Annotated in this window: 12 protein-coding genes and 2 pseudogenes; 10 read left to right on the plus strand and 4 right to left on the minus strand. The window is 45.1% G+C overall.

What is annotated here, in order from left to right; translation table 11 throughout:
- Positions 1-33 precede the first annotated feature (33 nt).
- A complete protein-coding gene (locus ITG10_RS12820; protein ID WP_026084153.1) occupies positions 34-1,269 on the minus strand; it encodes a pyridoxal phosphate-dependent aminotransferase in 1,236 nt (411 codons plus the stop codon).
- A 296-nt stretch (positions 1,270-1,565) separates the two neighbouring features.
- Here ITG10_RS12820 and ITG10_RS12825 point away from each other — a divergent pair, with 296 nt between their 5' ends.
- From ITG10_RS12825 to ITG10_RS12855, 7 genes are all read left to right on the plus strand, one after another.
- Positions 1,566-2,873 (plus strand): isochorismate synthase MenF, encoded by a 1,308-nt coding sequence (locus tag ITG10_RS12825; RefSeq protein WP_248386428.1) that lies wholly within the window; start codon positions 1,566-1,568, stop codon positions 2,871-2,873.
- Positions 2,870-4,594, plus strand: a complete 1,725-nt coding sequence (gene menD / locus ITG10_RS12830) for a 2-succinyl-5-enolpyruvyl-6-hydroxy-3-cyclohexene-1-carboxylic-acid synthase (RefSeq protein ID WP_017630001.1) — start codon at positions 2,870-2,872, stop codon at positions 4,592-4,594. The genes ITG10_RS12825 and menD overlap by 4 nt, the downstream gene beginning before the upstream one ends.
- A 9-nt stretch (positions 4,595-4,603) precedes the next feature.
- Positions 4,604-5,404, plus strand: a complete 801-nt coding sequence (gene menH / locus ITG10_RS12835) for a 2-succinyl-6-hydroxy-2,4-cyclohexadiene-1-carboxylate synthase (protein WP_017630000.1) — start codon at positions 4,604-4,606, stop codon at positions 5,402-5,404.
- Between the two features lie 102 nt (positions 5,405-5,506).
- Positions 5,507-6,373, plus strand: coding sequence for a 1,4-dihydroxy-2-naphthoyl-CoA synthase (gene menB / locus ITG10_RS12840; protein ID WP_010439547.1), 867 nt, complete (start codon positions 5,507-5,509; stop codon positions 6,371-6,373).
- A gap of 74 nt (positions 6,374-6,447) precedes the next feature.
- A complete protein-coding gene (menC, locus tag ITG10_RS12845) occupies positions 6,448-7,455 on the plus strand; it encodes an o-succinylbenzoate synthase (protein ID WP_248386429.1) in 1,008 nt (335 codons plus the stop codon).
- Positions 7,456-7,507: 52 nt separating this feature from the next.
- The gene (gene menE, locus ITG10_RS12850; protein WP_017630048.1) at positions 7,508-8,938 is read left to right on the plus strand and encodes an o-succinylbenzoate--CoA ligase; all 1,431 of its coding nucleotides are present in this window, start codon (positions 7,508-7,510) and stop codon (positions 8,936-8,938) included.
- Between the two features lie 156 nt (positions 8,939-9,094).
- Complete coding sequence (locus ITG10_RS12855; RefSeq protein ID WP_017630049.1) at positions 9,095-9,259, plus strand: hypothetical protein; 165 nt, start codon at positions 9,095-9,097, stop codon at positions 9,257-9,259.
- Between the two features lie 106 nt (positions 9,260-9,365).
- Here ITG10_RS12855 and ITG10_RS12860 read toward each other — a convergent pair whose 3' ends face one another.
- The 3 genes from ITG10_RS12860 to ITG10_RS12870 form a co-directional block, all read right to left on the minus strand.
- Complete coding sequence (locus ITG10_RS12860) at positions 9,366-10,286, minus strand: putative sulfate exporter family transporter (protein WP_017630050.1); 921 nt, start codon at positions 10,284-10,286, stop codon at positions 9,366-9,368.
- 146 nt (positions 10,287-10,432) lie between these two features.
- Positions 10,433-12,307: an MFS transporter gene (locus tag ITG10_RS12865; RefSeq protein ID WP_248386430.1), complete on the minus strand. Its 1,875-nt coding sequence runs from the start codon at positions 12,305-12,307 to the stop codon at positions 10,433-10,435.
- A gap of 17 nt (positions 12,308-12,324) precedes the next feature.
- Positions 12,325-12,915 carry a TetR-like C-terminal domain-containing protein gene (locus tag ITG10_RS12870; RefSeq protein ID WP_017630369.1) on the minus strand — a complete coding sequence of 197 codons (591 nt, stop codon included), beginning with the start codon at positions 12,913-12,915 and terminating at the stop codon, positions 12,325-12,327.
- Between the two features lie 196 nt (positions 12,916-13,111).
- Here ITG10_RS12870 and ITG10_RS12875 point away from each other — a divergent pair, with 196 nt between their 5' ends.
- The 3 genes and pseudogenes from ITG10_RS12875 (at position 13,112) to ITG10_RS12885 (ending at position 16,720) form a co-directional block, all read left to right on the plus strand.
- Positions 13,112-14,020: a TIM44-like domain-containing protein gene (locus ITG10_RS12875; protein WP_017630368.1), complete on the plus strand. Its 909-nt coding sequence runs from the start codon at positions 13,112-13,114 to the stop codon at positions 14,018-14,020.
- Between the two features lie 159 nt (positions 14,021-14,179).
- Positions 14,180-15,192: pseudogene (locus ITG10_RS12880) on the plus strand (IS110 family transposase).
- A 339-nt stretch (positions 15,193-15,531) separates the two neighbouring features.
- Positions 15,532-16,720, plus strand: a pseudogene (locus ITG10_RS12885) (ISL3 family transposase).
- Positions 16,721-17,104: the final 384 nt, after the last annotated feature.

Below are 17,104 nucleotides of genomic sequence, written 5' to 3' on the forward strand. Positions count from 1 at the left end.
AAAACAGCAAATTGTAGCCATCACTCGTAGTGTTTATTTAGCGTCGACGAGATCGTCTTGGCTGTAAGTTTGCAAGAAGCGCTCTAGGCGACCAATTGCCACTTCAAGGTCTTCAATATGTGGCAAAGTCACAATACGGAAGTGATCAGGCTTAGGCCAGTTGAAGCCAGTGCCTTGAACCAATAACACTTTCTCTTGTTTCAGGAAGTCGAGTACGAATTTCTGATCGTCTTTGATGTTGTACATCTTGGTGTCGATCTTAGGGAACAGGTACATCGCGCCCTTTGGTTTCACACAAGAAACACCAGGGATCTTGTTAATCAGTTCCCATGCTCGGTCACGTTGCTCAAGCAGTCGACCACCAGGAAGAATCAACTCATTGATACTCTGATAGCCACCTAATGCCGTTTGGATTGCATGCTGCATTGGTACGTTGGCACACAAACGCATCGAGGCGAGCATCTCTAGCCCTTCGACATAACCTTTTGCTAGGTGTTTAGGACCCGTTAAGAACATCCAACCACCACGGAAACCACATACACGGTAAGCCTTAGACAGACCGTTGAACGTGACCATTAATACGTCTTCAGCAAGCGTTGCGACAGAGGTATGTACCGCACCGTCGTAAAGTACTTTGTCGTAAATCTCATCAGCAAAGATGATTAGGCCGTGTTCACGGGCAATCTCGACAACTTGCAGCAGGAAATCACGGCTGTAAACCGCACCTGTTGGGTTGTTCGGGTTGATAAGAACGATGCCACGAGTCTTTGGAGAGATCTTCGCGCGCATGTCATCAAGGTCTGGATACCAATCGGCATCTTCATCACACATGTAGTGAACCGGAGTACCGCCAGAAAGTGCCACTGATGCTGTCCATAGTGGGTAGTCTGGAGCGGGAACTAAGATTTCATCACCATTATCCAGTAGCGCCTGCATAGACATAACGATAAGCTCAGACGCACCGTTACCGATGTAAACGTCTTCTACGTCAAGGTTACGTAGGCCTTTTTTCTGGTAGTGTTGAACAACCGCTTTACGGGCTGAGTAGATGCCTTTTGAGTCGCAGTAACCTTGAGATGTCGGCAGGTTACGGATTACGTCAACAAGGATTTCATCAGGGGCGTCAAAACCAAATGGGGCGGGGTTACCAATATTAAGCTTTAGTATTTTATGCCCTTCTTCTTCCATGCGCTTAGCATGTTTGAGTACAGGCCCCCTGATTTCGTAGCATACGCTGTTGAGTTTTGACGACATCCCGATATTTTGCATTGCCGATTTCCTGAAATTAATTTAAATACTTTATTAAAGTACCGCAAAATGGCGTTTGATAGAATAAAAATCTGATGAATGTCGCATTTCAGTGTCACGTTTGGTCTTTTTGTTGTCACTGTTTTCTAAATTTTAATTAATCGCTTTCTTGGTTATTGGCTAAAATGAATAAAGGGGTAGGATCGCTTAAAATCACAGGAATGTTGAAAAGATACAGTACATTCTTGATCTAAGTGGGTGCTCTCCTTAAAGTATCAAACTAATATAATAATAATTTAGATGTGAACGAGGTCGATTTGTCACATTTCCAGCAAACTATCTCCGCTTTGATTGAGCGAGTACAAAATGCCCAAGTAAGCGAAGTTCGTTGTGTTGAAGTTCTAACGCAAAACCCATCGTTTGCATTTATTGAATGGCTTCATGCTCAACCGCTCTTTCCTAAGTTCTACTGGCAGTCACGCGACACTCGTGAAGAGGTTGTTGCGCTCGGGCAGTTACATACATTTTCTGACCCAGCACCCGCGTATGCGATTTTAGGTGAAGATCAACGCATCTGGGGTGGGCGCTCATTTGACGGGCATACCGCAAAGAATCGCCGTTGCATGGAATCGTTTTTCTTCCTTCCTCAGGTTGAATTGATCCGCTTTGACAATACTTGGTCACTGGCCGTTAACTTATCTCCTGATCGCGTTGCTTCTATCAATGCATTAAATAAGCTATCTGTTGAAGCGGCGATATTGGCACCGTTATCTGCTCATATCGAAGAGATTAACCACGTTCCAGAAAGAGAGCAATGGGACAACCTTGTCGATAAAGTGCTCAAAGGCATTAGCGACGAAGAGTATAAAAAAGTCGTTTTAGCGCGTAAAACTACACTGCAACTCGACGCGCCTATTTGCGCAGCTCAATTACTTAAAGCCAGTTATCTGCAAAATCACCACAGTTTCCACTTTATGTTGGTGCTAGATTCTAAACATAGTTTCATTGGGTCAACACCAGAGCGCTTATATAGCCGACACGGTACTGAGCTCGATACAGAAGCGCTTGCTGGAACCATTGGTCGCGGAGAGAGTGCTACTGAGGATATGGAACTGGCCAACTGGCTTTCTCAAGACAGCAAAAACCTCAACGAGAACCAGTATGTGGTCGACGACATCATTGAGCGTCTCACTCCTCATTCTCAAACGGTCGATGTTGAAAAAGACGCTCGCCTAGTGCGTTTGCGTAAGGTGCAGCATCTTAAGCGCAATATCCATGCTCAGCTTAATACTGGCGTTAATGGTGTGCAGTTACTTGCTGCCTTACAGCCAACTGCTGCGGTAGCGGGTTTGCCGCGTAAAGAGGCGATGGATTTCATTCTTGAACACGAACCGTTTGCTCGAGGTTGGTATGCAGGCTCTGTGGGTTATATCAGTCATCAGCGAGCGGAATTCTGCGTGGCGATTCGCAGTGCCTTGATTGTAAACGATCAAGTACAGCTATTTGCTGGCGCGGGGATCGTGCCGGGATCGGTTGCCGAGCATGAGTGGCAAGAGCTGAACAAGAAGATGTCGACTTTACTCAGCCTCATTTCTGATCACCCACCATTGGGTGTGGCGTCATGAACCACGACCAAGCCGTATTAAACAGAGTTTGGTGTCACACATTACTTGAAGAGTTAGCACGCAGTGGCGTTGAACATGTTTGTGTTGCGCCGGGCTCGCGCTCAACACCATTAACACTCGAAGCTGAAGCCAACCCTAAGCTAACCTTACATACGCACTTTGATGAACGTGGGCTTGGTTTTCTTGCGCTAGGTTTAGCAAAAGCCAGCGATAAGCCCGTTGCCGTGATTGTGACCTCCGGTACTGCTGTCGCAAACCTGCTTCCTGCGACGGCTGAATCTGGGCTGACACGAGAAAAACTGATCTTGCTGACCTCTGATAGACCCATCGACTTGGTCGACTGTGGTGCTAATCAAGCGATTCAGCAACAGGGTATCTTTTCTTCCCATGTTGAAAGTACTTTAAACCTACCAAGCCCGAGTACACAAGTTTCTTTGAACTGGCTACTGACATCAGTTGATAACGTGCTGGCGAAACAACGTAATGTTGGTGGTGCGATTCATATCAACTGTCCGTTTCCAGAACCTCTATATTCTGCGAATAGCGCGGAAATGTATGCGGAATACACTTCTAGTGTCGCTGGGTGGAAATCGGGAATAAGTTGTTACAGCCAAACGTTTTTACCTAATCAATTGAACATGCAACCCATCGCTCTAGGTGAGTACCTTGGGCGTAAGGGTGTGGTTATTCTCGGTTCGCTAGATATTGAACAAGCGACAAAAGCTCAGCAGTTTGCCGCAGCATTAGGTTGGCCAGTTTTTTGCGATCCTCAATCAGGTGTCACAAGTGATTGGAAACATTATGATCTGTGGATGCAGAGTGACGTAGCGAAAGAACAACTTAACCAATGTGATTTCATTCTTCAGTTCGGTGAGCGCATTGTTTCTAAGCGCCTTAATCATTGGATAAAGTCACAAGCATCATCATTCTGCTCATCACAATACATTGTTGTGTCACCGGATTCGCACCGAATCAACCAAGATCATCTGCCTCAAACCCATATCGTTGCTGATATCGAGTTATGGGTGTCAGAGCAGCATTTACCTACCTTGTTAGGTCAACATGCAGGTTGGGCGGCACCTTTGGTCGAAATCGCGAATACGGTTCAACAATTAGCGTTGGCGCAAATATCCAATAATGACCAGCTAACCGAGTTGAGCGTTGCAGTTGACTTGTCGACTAGACTTAAAGACAGAGAGCTATTTGTGGGAAATAGTTTGATGGTAAGGCTGGTGGATATGCTGTCATCAATATCTGCGAATCAAGTTTACAGTAATCGTGGCGCATCAGGCATTGATGGCTTGGTGGCGACGGCTGCGGGCGTGGTAAAAGCCAACAAGAACCCTTTGATTATGTTGATTGGCGATACCTCTTTGTTGTACGACCTCAACTCACTGGCTCTGCTTACTCACAATGTAACGCCGATGGTTATAGTTGTGACCAACAATGATGGCGGTGCAATCTTTGACTTGTTGCCCGTTCCTGAGCAGCAAAAACAATCTCTATATCAAATGCCCCATGGTTTCGGTTTTGAACATGCCGCTGCGCAATTCCAGCTTGGTTATGCGGCACCAGAAACTTTGAATTGCTATCAAACGATTGTCGAACAACATTTCGAACAGGGTCAGGGTACCTTGCTCGTTGAAGTTAAGACGCCTCCCGAACAAGCGTCTACTTTGCTGAAACAATTCAGTTCAATGCTCACCGAGGCATTAGCCTAAGGACTTTACATGCTTTACTCCAATTATTACCCAGCTGTACAAGAATCTTCTGACGAACCTTTGCTTGTTTTTCTACATGGTTTACTCGGAAGCGGGGATGATTGGAGCGCATGTCATCCATATCTAGAGGATTTTCCTCGTCTTTGCATAGATTTGCCCGGGCACGGACAAAGTCGCTTTATCGATCCGGTAGGCTTTGATCATTGCTGCAAGAAAATCGTTCAGTGCATCACTTCTCAACTTGCGCTCAACGATCTTCCTGCGGATTACCCTATCGTGGTGATTGGCTACTCTATGGGTGGCAGGCTTGCCATGTATGGGGTGACAAGCCCTTGCTTCGAAACACTCAATCTTGAGAAAGTCATTATTGAAGGTGGCAACTTTGGTCTGGAGCGTGATGAAGAACGAGCACAAAGGTTAGTACATGATACGCAATGGGCTGTCCGCTTTGCGCAGCAGTCGATTGAAGATGTTTTAGACGATTGGTATCAACAAAGCGTCTTTTCTTCACTAAATCATGAGCAAAGACAAACTTTGGTCATAAAGCGTAGTGGTAACCTTGGAGTATCCGTAGCAAATATGTTGTTATCTACTTCGTTAGCTAAGCAACCGGATTTACGTGCCACATTGAAGTCTCATGAGCATCAATTGCATTATGTGTGTGGTGAAAAAGATCGTAAATTCATGGAGCTAGCTGAGAATAGTGGCTTTGAATATAGTCAGGTTGATTACGCTGGTCATAATGTTCATTTTGAGCAACCTGAGCTGTTTTCCAACCTGATCATCCAATGTATCGCCAGTCGTCGTTAATCTGACTGAGCGATTCTCTCGTATCAAGCACTATCAAAAGCAGAGCAACACCGTCACGACTATTTGTTAGTCGTGGTCTCTAATAGAACAATGGGAATCACCATGGCTAAAACAGTAGGCATCACAGAAGAAGAACTTTACGCAGCAGTTAACTGGCGCGATGAAAGCAGTCAATTTGAAGATATTCAGTACCATAAGTCTGACGACGGTATTGCGAAAATCACGATTGCGCGTCCTCAAGTCCACAATGCGTTCCGTCCACAAACCGTAAAAGAGATGATCAATGCACTGGCTGATGCTCGTTATGACGAGAAGGTTGGCGTAATCATTTTGACGGGTCTTGGTGAGAAGGCGTTCTGTTCTGGTGGTGACCAAAGTATCCGTGGTGACTACGGCGGTTATCAAGATGATTCAGGTACACACCACCTGAACGTGCTTGATTTCCAGCGTCAAATTCGTACTTGTCCAAAACCAGTTATCGCAGCGGTATCGGGTTGGGCAGTCGGTGGTGGTCATGTACTTCACATGATGGCAGACCTTACTATTGCCGCTGAAAACGCTCAGTTCGGTCAGACGGGTCCTAAAGTAGGTTCATTCGATGGCGGTTGGGGTGCTTCTTACATGGCTCGTATCGTTGGCCAAAAGAAAGCGCGTGAAATCTGGTTCTTGTGTCGTTTCTACGATGCTCAAGAAGCATTGGACATGGGCCTCGTGAACACGGTTGTTCCTGTCGCAGACCTAGAAAAAGAAACCGTTCGTTGGTGTCGTGAAGTGCTTCAACACAGCCCAATGGCACTGCGTTGCTTGAAAGCCGCACTAAACGCAGACTGTGACGGCCAAGCCGGTCTTCAAGAGTTGGCGGGTAACGCAACCATGATGTTCTACATGACAGAAGAAGGCCAAGAAGGCCGAAACGCATTTAACGAGAAACGTCGACCTGATTTCGACAAATTCCCGCGTAACCCATAGCTTTATCCTCTTCAAAATGAGTCGCTAAATAGCGGCTCGTTTTGTTTTGATATTCCCGTTTTTTAGGAAATCTTATGAATTCAATGAATTCCCAGCGTCACGCTAAACTCTACCGTTATCAATTACCTATGGATAGCGGTGTGGTGCTGCGTGACAATAAGCTGAACGAGCGCGTTGGTTACATCATCCAACTTGAGTGTGATGGTAAAACTGGTTTTGGTGAAGTTGCGCCTTTGCCAGGTTTTAGTCAAGAAGATGCTGAGCAAGCCGGTATTCAGTTGCAAAACGAGCTAGAGCTTTGGAGTCACAATAAGCCTCACACCTCATTCGATGAGTTATATCCGTCAGTGGCGTTTGGCTTTTCAATGGCATTGATGGAGCTGAGAGGCGAACTCAACGCGGAAGGTAACTACCGAGCTGCACCTTTATGTACCGGTGACCCTGATGAACTTATTCCGGTGCTTAATGAGATGGAAGGTGAGAAGGTCGCTAAAGTAAAAGTTGGCCTTTATGAAGCGATCCGTGATGGTATGCTGGTGAGCTTATTCCTTGAATCGATTCCTGACTTAACGCTAAGGCTTGATGCTAACCGAGCTTGGAAACCAGAAAAAGCAAAGCAGTTCATCAAGTACATATCGCCGTCACTGCGTCAGCGTATTAGCTTTATTGAAGAGCCTTGCCAAAAACCAGAAGACAGCTTGGCATTTGCCATCGACCACGGCGTTGCAATTGCGTGGGATGAAACCCTGCAAGAAGCGGTAAGAAGCCCAGAGTTTGATCTCAGCGACTTAACCGGTGTTAAGGCTGTGGTGATTAAACCAACCTTGATTGGCTCGGTAGAGCGCTGTGTGGCAATTATTGAGCGTGCACAGAAGCTTGGGATTAAACCAGTATTAAGCTCAAGCATTGAGTCGAGTCTTGGCTTAACTCAGATTGCACGATTAGCACAGCAATACTTACCTAATGAAGTGCCGGGGCTTGATACGATTGGCTTGTATCAACAACAGCTAGAAGTGTCATGGCCAAGTTGCCAACTTCCTGTTGCGACTCTTGAACAGCAGCAACTGATTTGGTCTTCTTAGGCCGACTCTTCGGTTGGCTTAGACCGTTCTCAATCTATAACTTGGTTATCTTATGATGCGCCCACAATCTAATCATCACCCGCTCTGGGTACAGTGGGCGCAGCAGAACCCACATCAAACAGCGTTAGTGATTCCTAACCGCGCTTACACTTGGCAGCAAGTGTCTGTGCTGGTGAGTGAGTACCAACAACAGCTATCTCATCAAGGCCTATCTGCAGGTGATGTACTGACGATTGTCGGTAAGAACCAAGCTGAAGTGATTCCGGTTTATCTTGCCGCACTCAATTTGGGTGTGGTTTGTGCGTTTACCATGCCTCAGCCGAAAGCTCGTTTAACGCAGAAGCTTGAATCCCTCTATGGTCAGCTAGGCAGACGTTACCTTTGGCTATTAGATAGCTGTGGGTTAGATCATTCTGATGTTGTTGACCTCAAGACTGTATTGGTGACGCTACCTTGCTTGAACGAAGTTAAGATCGATGGTGATGACAAACCAACAACACCGCAAAATCCTAATTTTAATCCTCAAAACCTTGCGAGCATCGTATTTACTTCTGGCTCTACCGGAAACCCGAAAGCGGTGGCTCACACGCTGCAGCAACACTTATGTTCAGCTCAGGGTTTACTCGACGTTTTCAGCTTTGAACAAGCTGACACTTGGTTGCTTAGCCTACCTATGTACCATGTGTCAGGATTGGCGATTGTCCATCGTTGGTTGGCGGCTGGTGGCTGCATCAAAATAGGGTCAGGTAAGCTTGAGTCAGACATCGAAGGTTGCAGTCATGCCTCTTTAGTGGCTACTCAACTACATAGGTTATTGCAGAGTAAGCAAGCACTTACTCTAACTCATGTGCTTTTAGGCGGTAGCCATATCCCAGAAGCGCTAGGGCTTGAAGCTCAACAAATGGGCATTGAAACTTGGCTTGGATACGGCATGACAGAAGCGGCTTCAACAGTGACCGCGAAGCAAGTCGATTCTAGTAATACTGCAGGTTTTGTTCTCGACCAACGCCAGTTGAAAATTGAAGATCAACGAATCTTTATTGGCGGAAATACGCTTGCTTCTGGTTATTACTATCAAGGTGATTTAACGCCACTGGTGGATGACCAAGGTTGGTTCGATAGCAAAGACCTCGGCGAATGGGATGGCGAACAAGTATCGATTATTGGTCGTGCTGATAACCAGTTTATTTCTGGGGGAGAGAATATCCACTGTGAAGAAATTGAGCGAGCACTCAACCAATTACCTGAAGTTAAACAAGCCTTTGTGATCCCTATTGAAGACAGTGAATTTGGCTTTAGACCGATTGCGATCGTTGACTGTGATGAACTACCGACCAAAGACTGGTTTGCAAAACAGTTACAAGGGAGCTTAGAGCGATTCAAATTTCCTATCGAGTATTATCAAATGCCTGAGCAAGAGCAGCAGGGCATTAAGGTATCTAGGTCGGGCTTAAGATCTTGGTTGTTTCAGCATAGGAACTAGAAAGCCGCACATCTCTGGAGGGTGTTTGTGGTTTGCTAGATTGGAAGACGGTTAGTTAATTTAGCAATTAGATAGTTCAAAACAGAATTTATTATCTTTATAACCATCCATCATAATAAGCCCTATAAATAACGGATTATAGAATAAGGTCTTATTATGAAAATTGCCCTCATCATTGCGGTTTTACTGCAGATAGGCCAAGCAGTGACTTCGTCTGGGCTTACGCGATCGTTGGCAGAGCTCACCGCATTTGTATTGGTTGTGGTACTTGTTTTGATGAAAAGAGAGAGCAAGAAGAGTGATAAGCCCCTGTTTGGATAGTAGTTTAGTCAATATAGATGACAAACGATAAAGGCAAAGCCCATACGAGCTTTGCCTTTTTGTTTTGTTGTTCGCCATTTTTACGAGCGGCTAAGTTTTAGGTAGATTAAGCGAGGGTTAACCAAGCTAACGAACCTGTAGAAATCATCACCCACATCGAAATACCAAACATCAATGGCTTTGGTCCGGCCGCTTTCAGTTTCTCTACAGAGATGCCACAGCCAATCAAGAATAGACACACAACCAACGCACGCTTAGACACATCAAAGATCCCCTGATACACCATCTCAAACTGTGGCAATAAGTCACTGACAGCGATAGCAGCGCAGTAGAAGAAAATGAAGTAAGGAATCGTAATCTTCTTTTGATCGTTCTTGAAGATCATCGAGCTGACCAAAGCGATTGGGATTATCCAAAGTGCACGAGCGAGCTTCAATGTGGTCGCTGTCGTCAGTGCTTCTTCGCCATACGCTGAAGCCGCGCCAACTACAGAAGATGTGTCGTGAATCGCGATGGCTGCCCAAGTTCCGAATGTTTGTTGGCTGAGTTCAAGCGCGTGACCAATCATCGGGAACAAAAATAGAGCGACCGAGTTCAACACGAATACAGTGGCTAACGCCAAGCCAATCTGTTCATCGTCTGCTTTAATCGCAGGTGCCACAGCTGCTATCGCACTACCACCACAAATCGCGGTACCAGAAGAGATAAGGTAGCCCGTTGTGCGGTCTAGTCCCATTCGTTTCGCCAAGAACCAACCAATGACTAGTGTGCCAATGATGGTCGTGACAATCAAACCGATACCGTCGCCTGTTACTGCCAGTGCTTTTTCAAACTGAATACCAAAACCTAAGCCGACAATCGAGTAGGCCAAGAGCTTCTTGGTGAGCTTGCCTACTTCTAGGTGCTCAGGGACTAAACCTAAACTCGCAAGAAGGAAACCGATCACGAGTGCCGTTGGTGAACTCACCCATGGGGTTAAGCAAAACAGAGCAGCAAGATAAAATGGAACAGACTTTTTTAGATTCATTGTGTTTAGAGTCTTGTTTGGTTGTGGCGTTATTATGATGAGACCACTATACGTTCAATAAAATGATAAGTAAGTCTAAATGAATTGAACAAACGTTAAGGAAAACTTAACGTTTGTTCAGCTGATATGAATAAAGAGTTGGTTATTTAGCGTAGTGAGCCGCGAAGGTCATACACTGACTGTCGAAGAGTTTCACAAGATGCTTGTTTAGGTGAAATAGGCTCGCCAGCTTCTATCTCTAACTTGGTCCAGAAGCGAGTTGGTAACCCTTTGCAGGCACGACCTTTGTAACGACTAAAGTAACTGCCCCATAATCCTTTGAGAGCCATTGGAATCACTGGGACAGGGGAGCGTTTGATAATCAGCTCCATACCACGCATGAACTCAGCAACTTCTCCATCAGAGGTTAACTTTCCTTCTGGGAAAATGCACACGATATGGCCTTCATGCAAGGCACGCTCTACTTCTTTAAAAGCGTTTCGAATCGAGTTGCGGTTGGTCGCGGAGATTGGAATAACCCCTGCTCTTTTCAAGAAGCGTCGAATTGGCGGCAACTTGGTGTAATCCTCTTCCATCACAAAACGGATCAAGCGAGGGCAAACCGCACTCAGCAGCAGTGCATCCATATAACTCACATGGTTGCAGACAATCAACGCGCCGCCTTTTTCTGGCAGGTGATGTAAGTTCTTATGTTTAACTCGGTACATGGTGTGAGTGACCACCCACGTAAAAAAGCGGAAAGCGTAGATAGGCACCTGATAAAACAGGTACAGCATCACCAAAGTGTTGCCTATCGCGAGCAACGCGAACAGCTGTGGAATAGAAAGCTCTAGAACACTAAGGCAAACAATACCTAAAACCGCACTTCCCACCATGAACAGTGAGTTATAAATATTGAGTCCGGCAATCACTTGGGCACGTTCATCTGGCTTGGCACGTAACTGCATCAGTGAATACAGAGGAACAATAAAGATACCACCAGAGATACCCAGTAGCAGAAGGTAAGCAAACAGTGGCCAAAGTTCTGAGTGGGTGACGAATTGGTGGAAAGAGCTAAAGTCAGGCAAAGACTCCGGAATGGATATCGCCATCAAAAGACCGAAGATCGAGATACCTAAGCTGCCCATTGGCACGATGCCGATTTCAATTCGGTGATTAGATAACTTATCGCAAGCCAAAGAGCCGATTGCAATGCCTACCGAGAACAATGCCAGTAAAAAGGCGACTGAGCTTTCAGTGCCATTTAGATGCAGTTTGGTGAAGTTGGGAAACTGAGTTAGGTAAGCCGCACCAAGGAACCAGAACCAGCTGATAGACATCAGTGCTCGAAAGGTCGGGCGGTCTTTTTTGGCAATCGCCAGTGTCGCGCGAGTTAGTTTTACAGGCTGCCACTTTACTTTAAGGTCTGGTGCATTACTTGGCGCTTGTGGGATAAAGCAGCTTGATACATAGCCAAGCACAGCGAATGAAACAATACACACCGCAGCAATGAGCTTCGCGCCTTCTTCAGACGCAATGATGCCTGCGCCTAGAGTACCAATCAGGATCGCCAAGAATGTACCTGTCTCGACAAGAGCATTACCTGATACCAGTTCTTTTGTTTTTAACTGTTGTGGAAGCAGGGCGTATTTCACCGGGCCAAAGAAAGCACTTTGCGTTCCCATAAGGAATAGGAGCAGAAGTAATATTCCGTAGCTTTCGTAAATAAAGCCGATCGCACCCAGTGACATAATCACTACTTCAAGGAGCTTAACTTTACGGATAAACCACGATTTTTCGTATTTGTCGGCCAGTACACCGGCTAAAGCAGAGAATAGGAAGAAGGGCAGAATAAAAAGGCCTGCGGCCAAATTAATGAATAGATTGCTAGAAATAGGCAGCGTGTCTACGCTTGCGAAAGCAACAAACAGTAACAGGACATTTTTGAATATGTTGTCGTTAAAGGCTCCTAGAAATTGGGTAATAAAGTAGGGGAGGAACCTTTTTTGCGTTAACAGCGAAGATTGGCTGCTGTTGTTCATTGTCTTTCCTTGGATGATTACCAGTTGGTTAAGTAGTTTGAGACTAGGTTATTGATCAGCTCTTTACCATCAATGGGCTCAGAGGCGAAAAATTTATCATCAACGCTAAGAAGAGTAATTCCGTGTACTCCAGACCATAATACACGACTGGCTTTAACAACTTCGCTTTTAGTATGTTCAGGAGCAATCGCTACTAGCAACTGTTCTAGCATGCCTGTCATTCTATCGATGCGATTTGATTGCCATTCAGGAAGGTTTTCACCGTTCATGTTGTGCTCAAAGATAAGCTGCCAACGGTGAGGGTTTCTCTGTGCAAAATCGTGGTAGCAGTAGGCAAGGTTGAATAGAGCTTGTTGAGGATTGCTCGATTGTTCAACAGCTACAGCAGATTCTGACGCCAGTTCATCTAATGTTTGAGCTACCACATGTAAAAGCAGTAGGTTGTAGTTACCGAATACATTCACTAACGTACTTGGAACGTAACCAATCATATTGGCAATTTTACGTAGACTTAACTCGTGATAAGAGTGCTCTTCTAAGAAGTCGGTCACCGTTTTTAAGGTTAATTGCACTAATTGTTCGCGAGTATGATCGTTTCGTCTTGCCATGGGTACTTTCTATTAAATGAACATCGTTCAATATTTTAATGCTGCCCCAGAGTGCCGTCAATCCCTTCGCTAATTTAGTAATCAATTAATAGCCGCAATATTATGATACATGTGTAAACACAGTGAATATTTCATTGTTCTTTGTTAACGAGTATGATTAAGGTGTCGAAAGATAAAAAACCTATAAAGGATAATAATGAAACGATTTTTCTCACTAGTCGCGATCCTGTTGGTAACAGTCGCGGTGACGCCAATCGCGGAAGCGAAAAAGTTTGGTGGTGGTAAGTCATTTGGCAAAAGCTTTAAAACGGCTCCAGCACCAAAACAACAAAACACGAATTCGATCCGTCAAGATCAAACGGGTAAGAACACAGCAGCTAACTCTAGCCGTAAAGGGCTTATGGGCGGTATGCTAGGTGGTTTACTTGCGGGTGGTCTATTAGCAGCATTCTTTGGTGGCGCATTTGAAGGTATCCAGTTCATGGATATTCTGATCATGGGTCTGATTGCTTTCCTTGCGTTCAAATTCCTACGCGGAATGTTGGGTGCGAAGCAGGGCTCAATGAATCAGCAGAATGCACGTGGCCAACAGCCAGCATTCGGCGGCATGGGTCAGAACAAGTTTGAACAACCTAAGCAACAACCAAATGTTCATAACTTCGAGCAAGCACAACCTCAATCACAAGGCACTGCTGGTGGCTTCGGTTTTGGTGCACAAAGCGATGTTCCACATAACTACCCACCGGGCTTTGATCAAGCGGCATTCATCAATGGTTCTCGTGAGCACTACCGTACACTACAAGGTGCATGGAACCACAACGAGCTAAACACGATTGAAGAATACGTATCTCCAAGCCTATTTGAAGACCTAAAAGCTGAGCGTAATAAGCTAGACGGTGATCAGCACACAGACGTAATGTACGTTGATGCTGAAATCGTTCGTGCAGACCACGATGGTAGCAAAGCACAGCTAAGCCTTCAGTTTAGTGGTCGTTACCGTGACACTGCGGATGGCGTTGAAGAAGATATCACAGATATCTGGCACCTAGAGCGTGACCTAATAACTGACAATGCACCTTGGTTAATTGTTGGTATTCAAGGCTAATTCCAAGATTTAACTCAACATCAATATGATGTAGTTATTCGGAATGACACCAAATAATTGAAAGCCCCTGCTGAGAAATCAGCAGGGGCTTAATTATATGGTCCGCCTCACTCTCAAGCCCTTAAGCTTAGAGTAGGCTCTCAGAATGAGGTGAACCATATGTCTTCTATTCATATTTTAGGTATCGACCTAGGTAAACACTGCTTCCATGCTATCGCACATAACCGTTGTGGGGTGGAGGTGCTTCGTCGTAAATTTAATCGCAATCAACTCTTAATCTTTCTTAGTAAAATAGAACCAACAACTATTGCTTTCGAAGCTTGTGGCGGTGCTCATTGGCTTGCTCGAAAGTGTGGTGAGCTTGGTCATCAACCCCGACTTATTCCTCCTCAGTATGTAAAGCCTTATGTCAAAGGCAATAAAAATGATTTCATCGATGCTTCAGCGATCGCAGAGGCTGCGAGTCGACCGACCATGAGATTTGTGGCTGTAAAAGTGAAGAGGCTCAAGTCATCGCAGCGATTCATCGAGTCAGAGATAGTTATATCAAGGAGAGAACCGCCACTATGTCGCGGATCGGCGCGATCTTACTTGAGTTTGGCCTTAGCTTTCCCAAAGGGCATGCAAAGATGAAGTCTCTGTTTCAATGGTTAGCAGAACAAACAGTATCACTACCAAAAAGCTTGCTATGTGAATTGATATCTATCCATGAACACTACAAGTACCTCAATGAACAAATCAAAACCCAAGATATCAAGCTTCAAACTATTGTTGATAATAACGAAAGTGCTCAATTATTAAAAACTATCCCTGGAATTGGCGATCTTACCTCCACATTGTGTATTGCTGATGTAAGCTCTCCGAGTAACTTCACCAATGGCCGCGAGATGGCGGCTTGGTTGGGACTTGTACCAAGGCAATTCTCAACGGGAGGAAATACCAAGCTACTTGGTATGAGTAAACGAGGAAATAAGCACCTCAGAACTCTGTTTATCCATGGCGCAAGAGCTGTACTCTCTAGGCTAGAGACGACAGGGAAAGTGTTTGGAGAGTGGCTTGTGAACCTACGAGCCACCAAACCATTTAATGTAGTGGTAGTTGCATTAGCCAACAAGCTAGTGAGGATAGCTTGGGCGGTGTTATACCACCGCCAAGCTTTTAAGGCTGTTTAGCTATAACCAAGTTTGCAACGCCAATGAACGTGATGACAAAAACGGTCAATCGGCCAGATTAAGAACCTGACACAAAAAATAGCAATCAATGCTTTGGGCTTTTTAAGGATAATCTGGCGCGGATATCATCGTGGAGCTGGGAAGCTAGTGCTCCCAACAAGGACTCCGAATACATTAGCGCAAACCAACTCCGTTATTACTTAATTGTAGTTGCAATAACGGGGCGGACCATACATTTTTGTGGTTCATCGCGGATTAGCGGGAACTAAAAACAAAAAAACGGTAGTAAGTGATATGGTTTAGTCGCCAAACAAAAATCATACACAAACTACCGTTTTCATGCCGAATCATACTTTCCTATCTTCATTCTGGGAAGGCTTTAAAATAGTAAAGTCTCACCAGACAGCATCACTTGTTACACTAACTCTTAAACCTAATTCTGAGGCTAAATGCCTTTGCGGTCTTGAAGCTGAGGCTATCCATGAGTATCAATGGCGTCATGTGAAAGAGGCCATGTTGTTCAATGTTCCTGTTGAGCTTTCCGTTCAAACTCGAAGGATCAAGTGTCGTGACTGCGGCATAAAAACAGAGTTTCTATCTTGGTTAGAGCCTTATGCTCGTATAACGACGCGTCTAAAAAGCTATATAGAACAACTACTGCCTCTTCTTCCCATTAAGCATATCTCCCAGTTAACGAGCGTTCATTGGCACACCATTAAAGAGATAGATAAACGTCGACTTCGCCAAGTGGTACCGTCAGTGAAATGGGAAGGGCTAAGGCAACTCGTCATGGACGAGCCATCTTTAAAGGGCACCGATATGCCACAGTCATCGCTGATGCTAAGACTCACCAAGTCATTTGATAGGGTTAGGTCGTAGCCGCAAGGACATACGACCGTTTTTCGAGCAGTTAGGCAAGCATGGTAACAATATCGAAGCGGTCGCAATGGACATGAATACGGCTTTTGACCTTGAAGTTCAAGCGCACTGCCCGAATGCAAAAATCGTTTACGACTTATTCCATGTTGTTGCTAAGTTCGGTCGTGAGGTGATGGATAGAGTCAGAGTCGACCAAGCTAACAAACTCAAGCAGGATAAAAAAGCGAGGCAATGGGTGAAGCGCTCACGCTGGGTACTGCTGAAAAACAGAGGTAATTTAAATGCACGACAAGATAGCTATCTTACTGAAATATTGAATATCAATAAGGACTTGATGGCCACTTATATACTCGGCTCACAACTCAAAGAGCTTTGGTACTGTAAATCAGAAGCACATGCTAAGGGGCTCTGGGAGGTATGGTGGGCACAAGTGCAAGAGAGTGGAATTAAGCCATTGAAAGAGTTTGCACGAAAACTGAGGCCTTATCTTCACGGTATTATTGCATCGGCAACTTATCCGCTCAACACCTGCACATTGGAAGGGATAAACAACAAAATAAAGTTAATCAAGCGAATGGGGTATGGATATCGAGATACAGACTACTTCTTCTTGAAGATAAAAGCGGCTTTCCCCGGAAAGCCGCGATGAACCTTTTTTGTGTCCGGTTGTTTGGAAGTGTAAATTTTAAGAAGGGCGGATGCTTTCAGCTTACAGAATATGCAGTTCTGTCGATATTCGCGTTTGTAATAAAAGTATCATCACGACAATTATTTAGAGTGATACTTTGTGCTAATGGTGAGTTAAGCTGAACGTAAGTTACTCATTCTATTTAGATATTCAATCGGGGTATCTAACCGAAATAGAGGTGTTAATCGTGACGACTGAGTTTTTCGAGCCGATACTAGAACCTGAAATACCACTACAGCAGAAACAACAAATAGCGGATGAGTGTGAGGAGTATGTATCAACAAACTGCTTAGGTTGCGCTGCTTACTTGGTATGTGAACGCCACATGGAAGTCTGGAGAGACTG

The organism is Vibrio sp. ED004 (genome assembly GCF_023206395.1).
Taxonomy (GTDB): domain Bacteria; phylum Pseudomonadota; class Gammaproteobacteria; order Enterobacterales; family Vibrionaceae; genus Vibrio.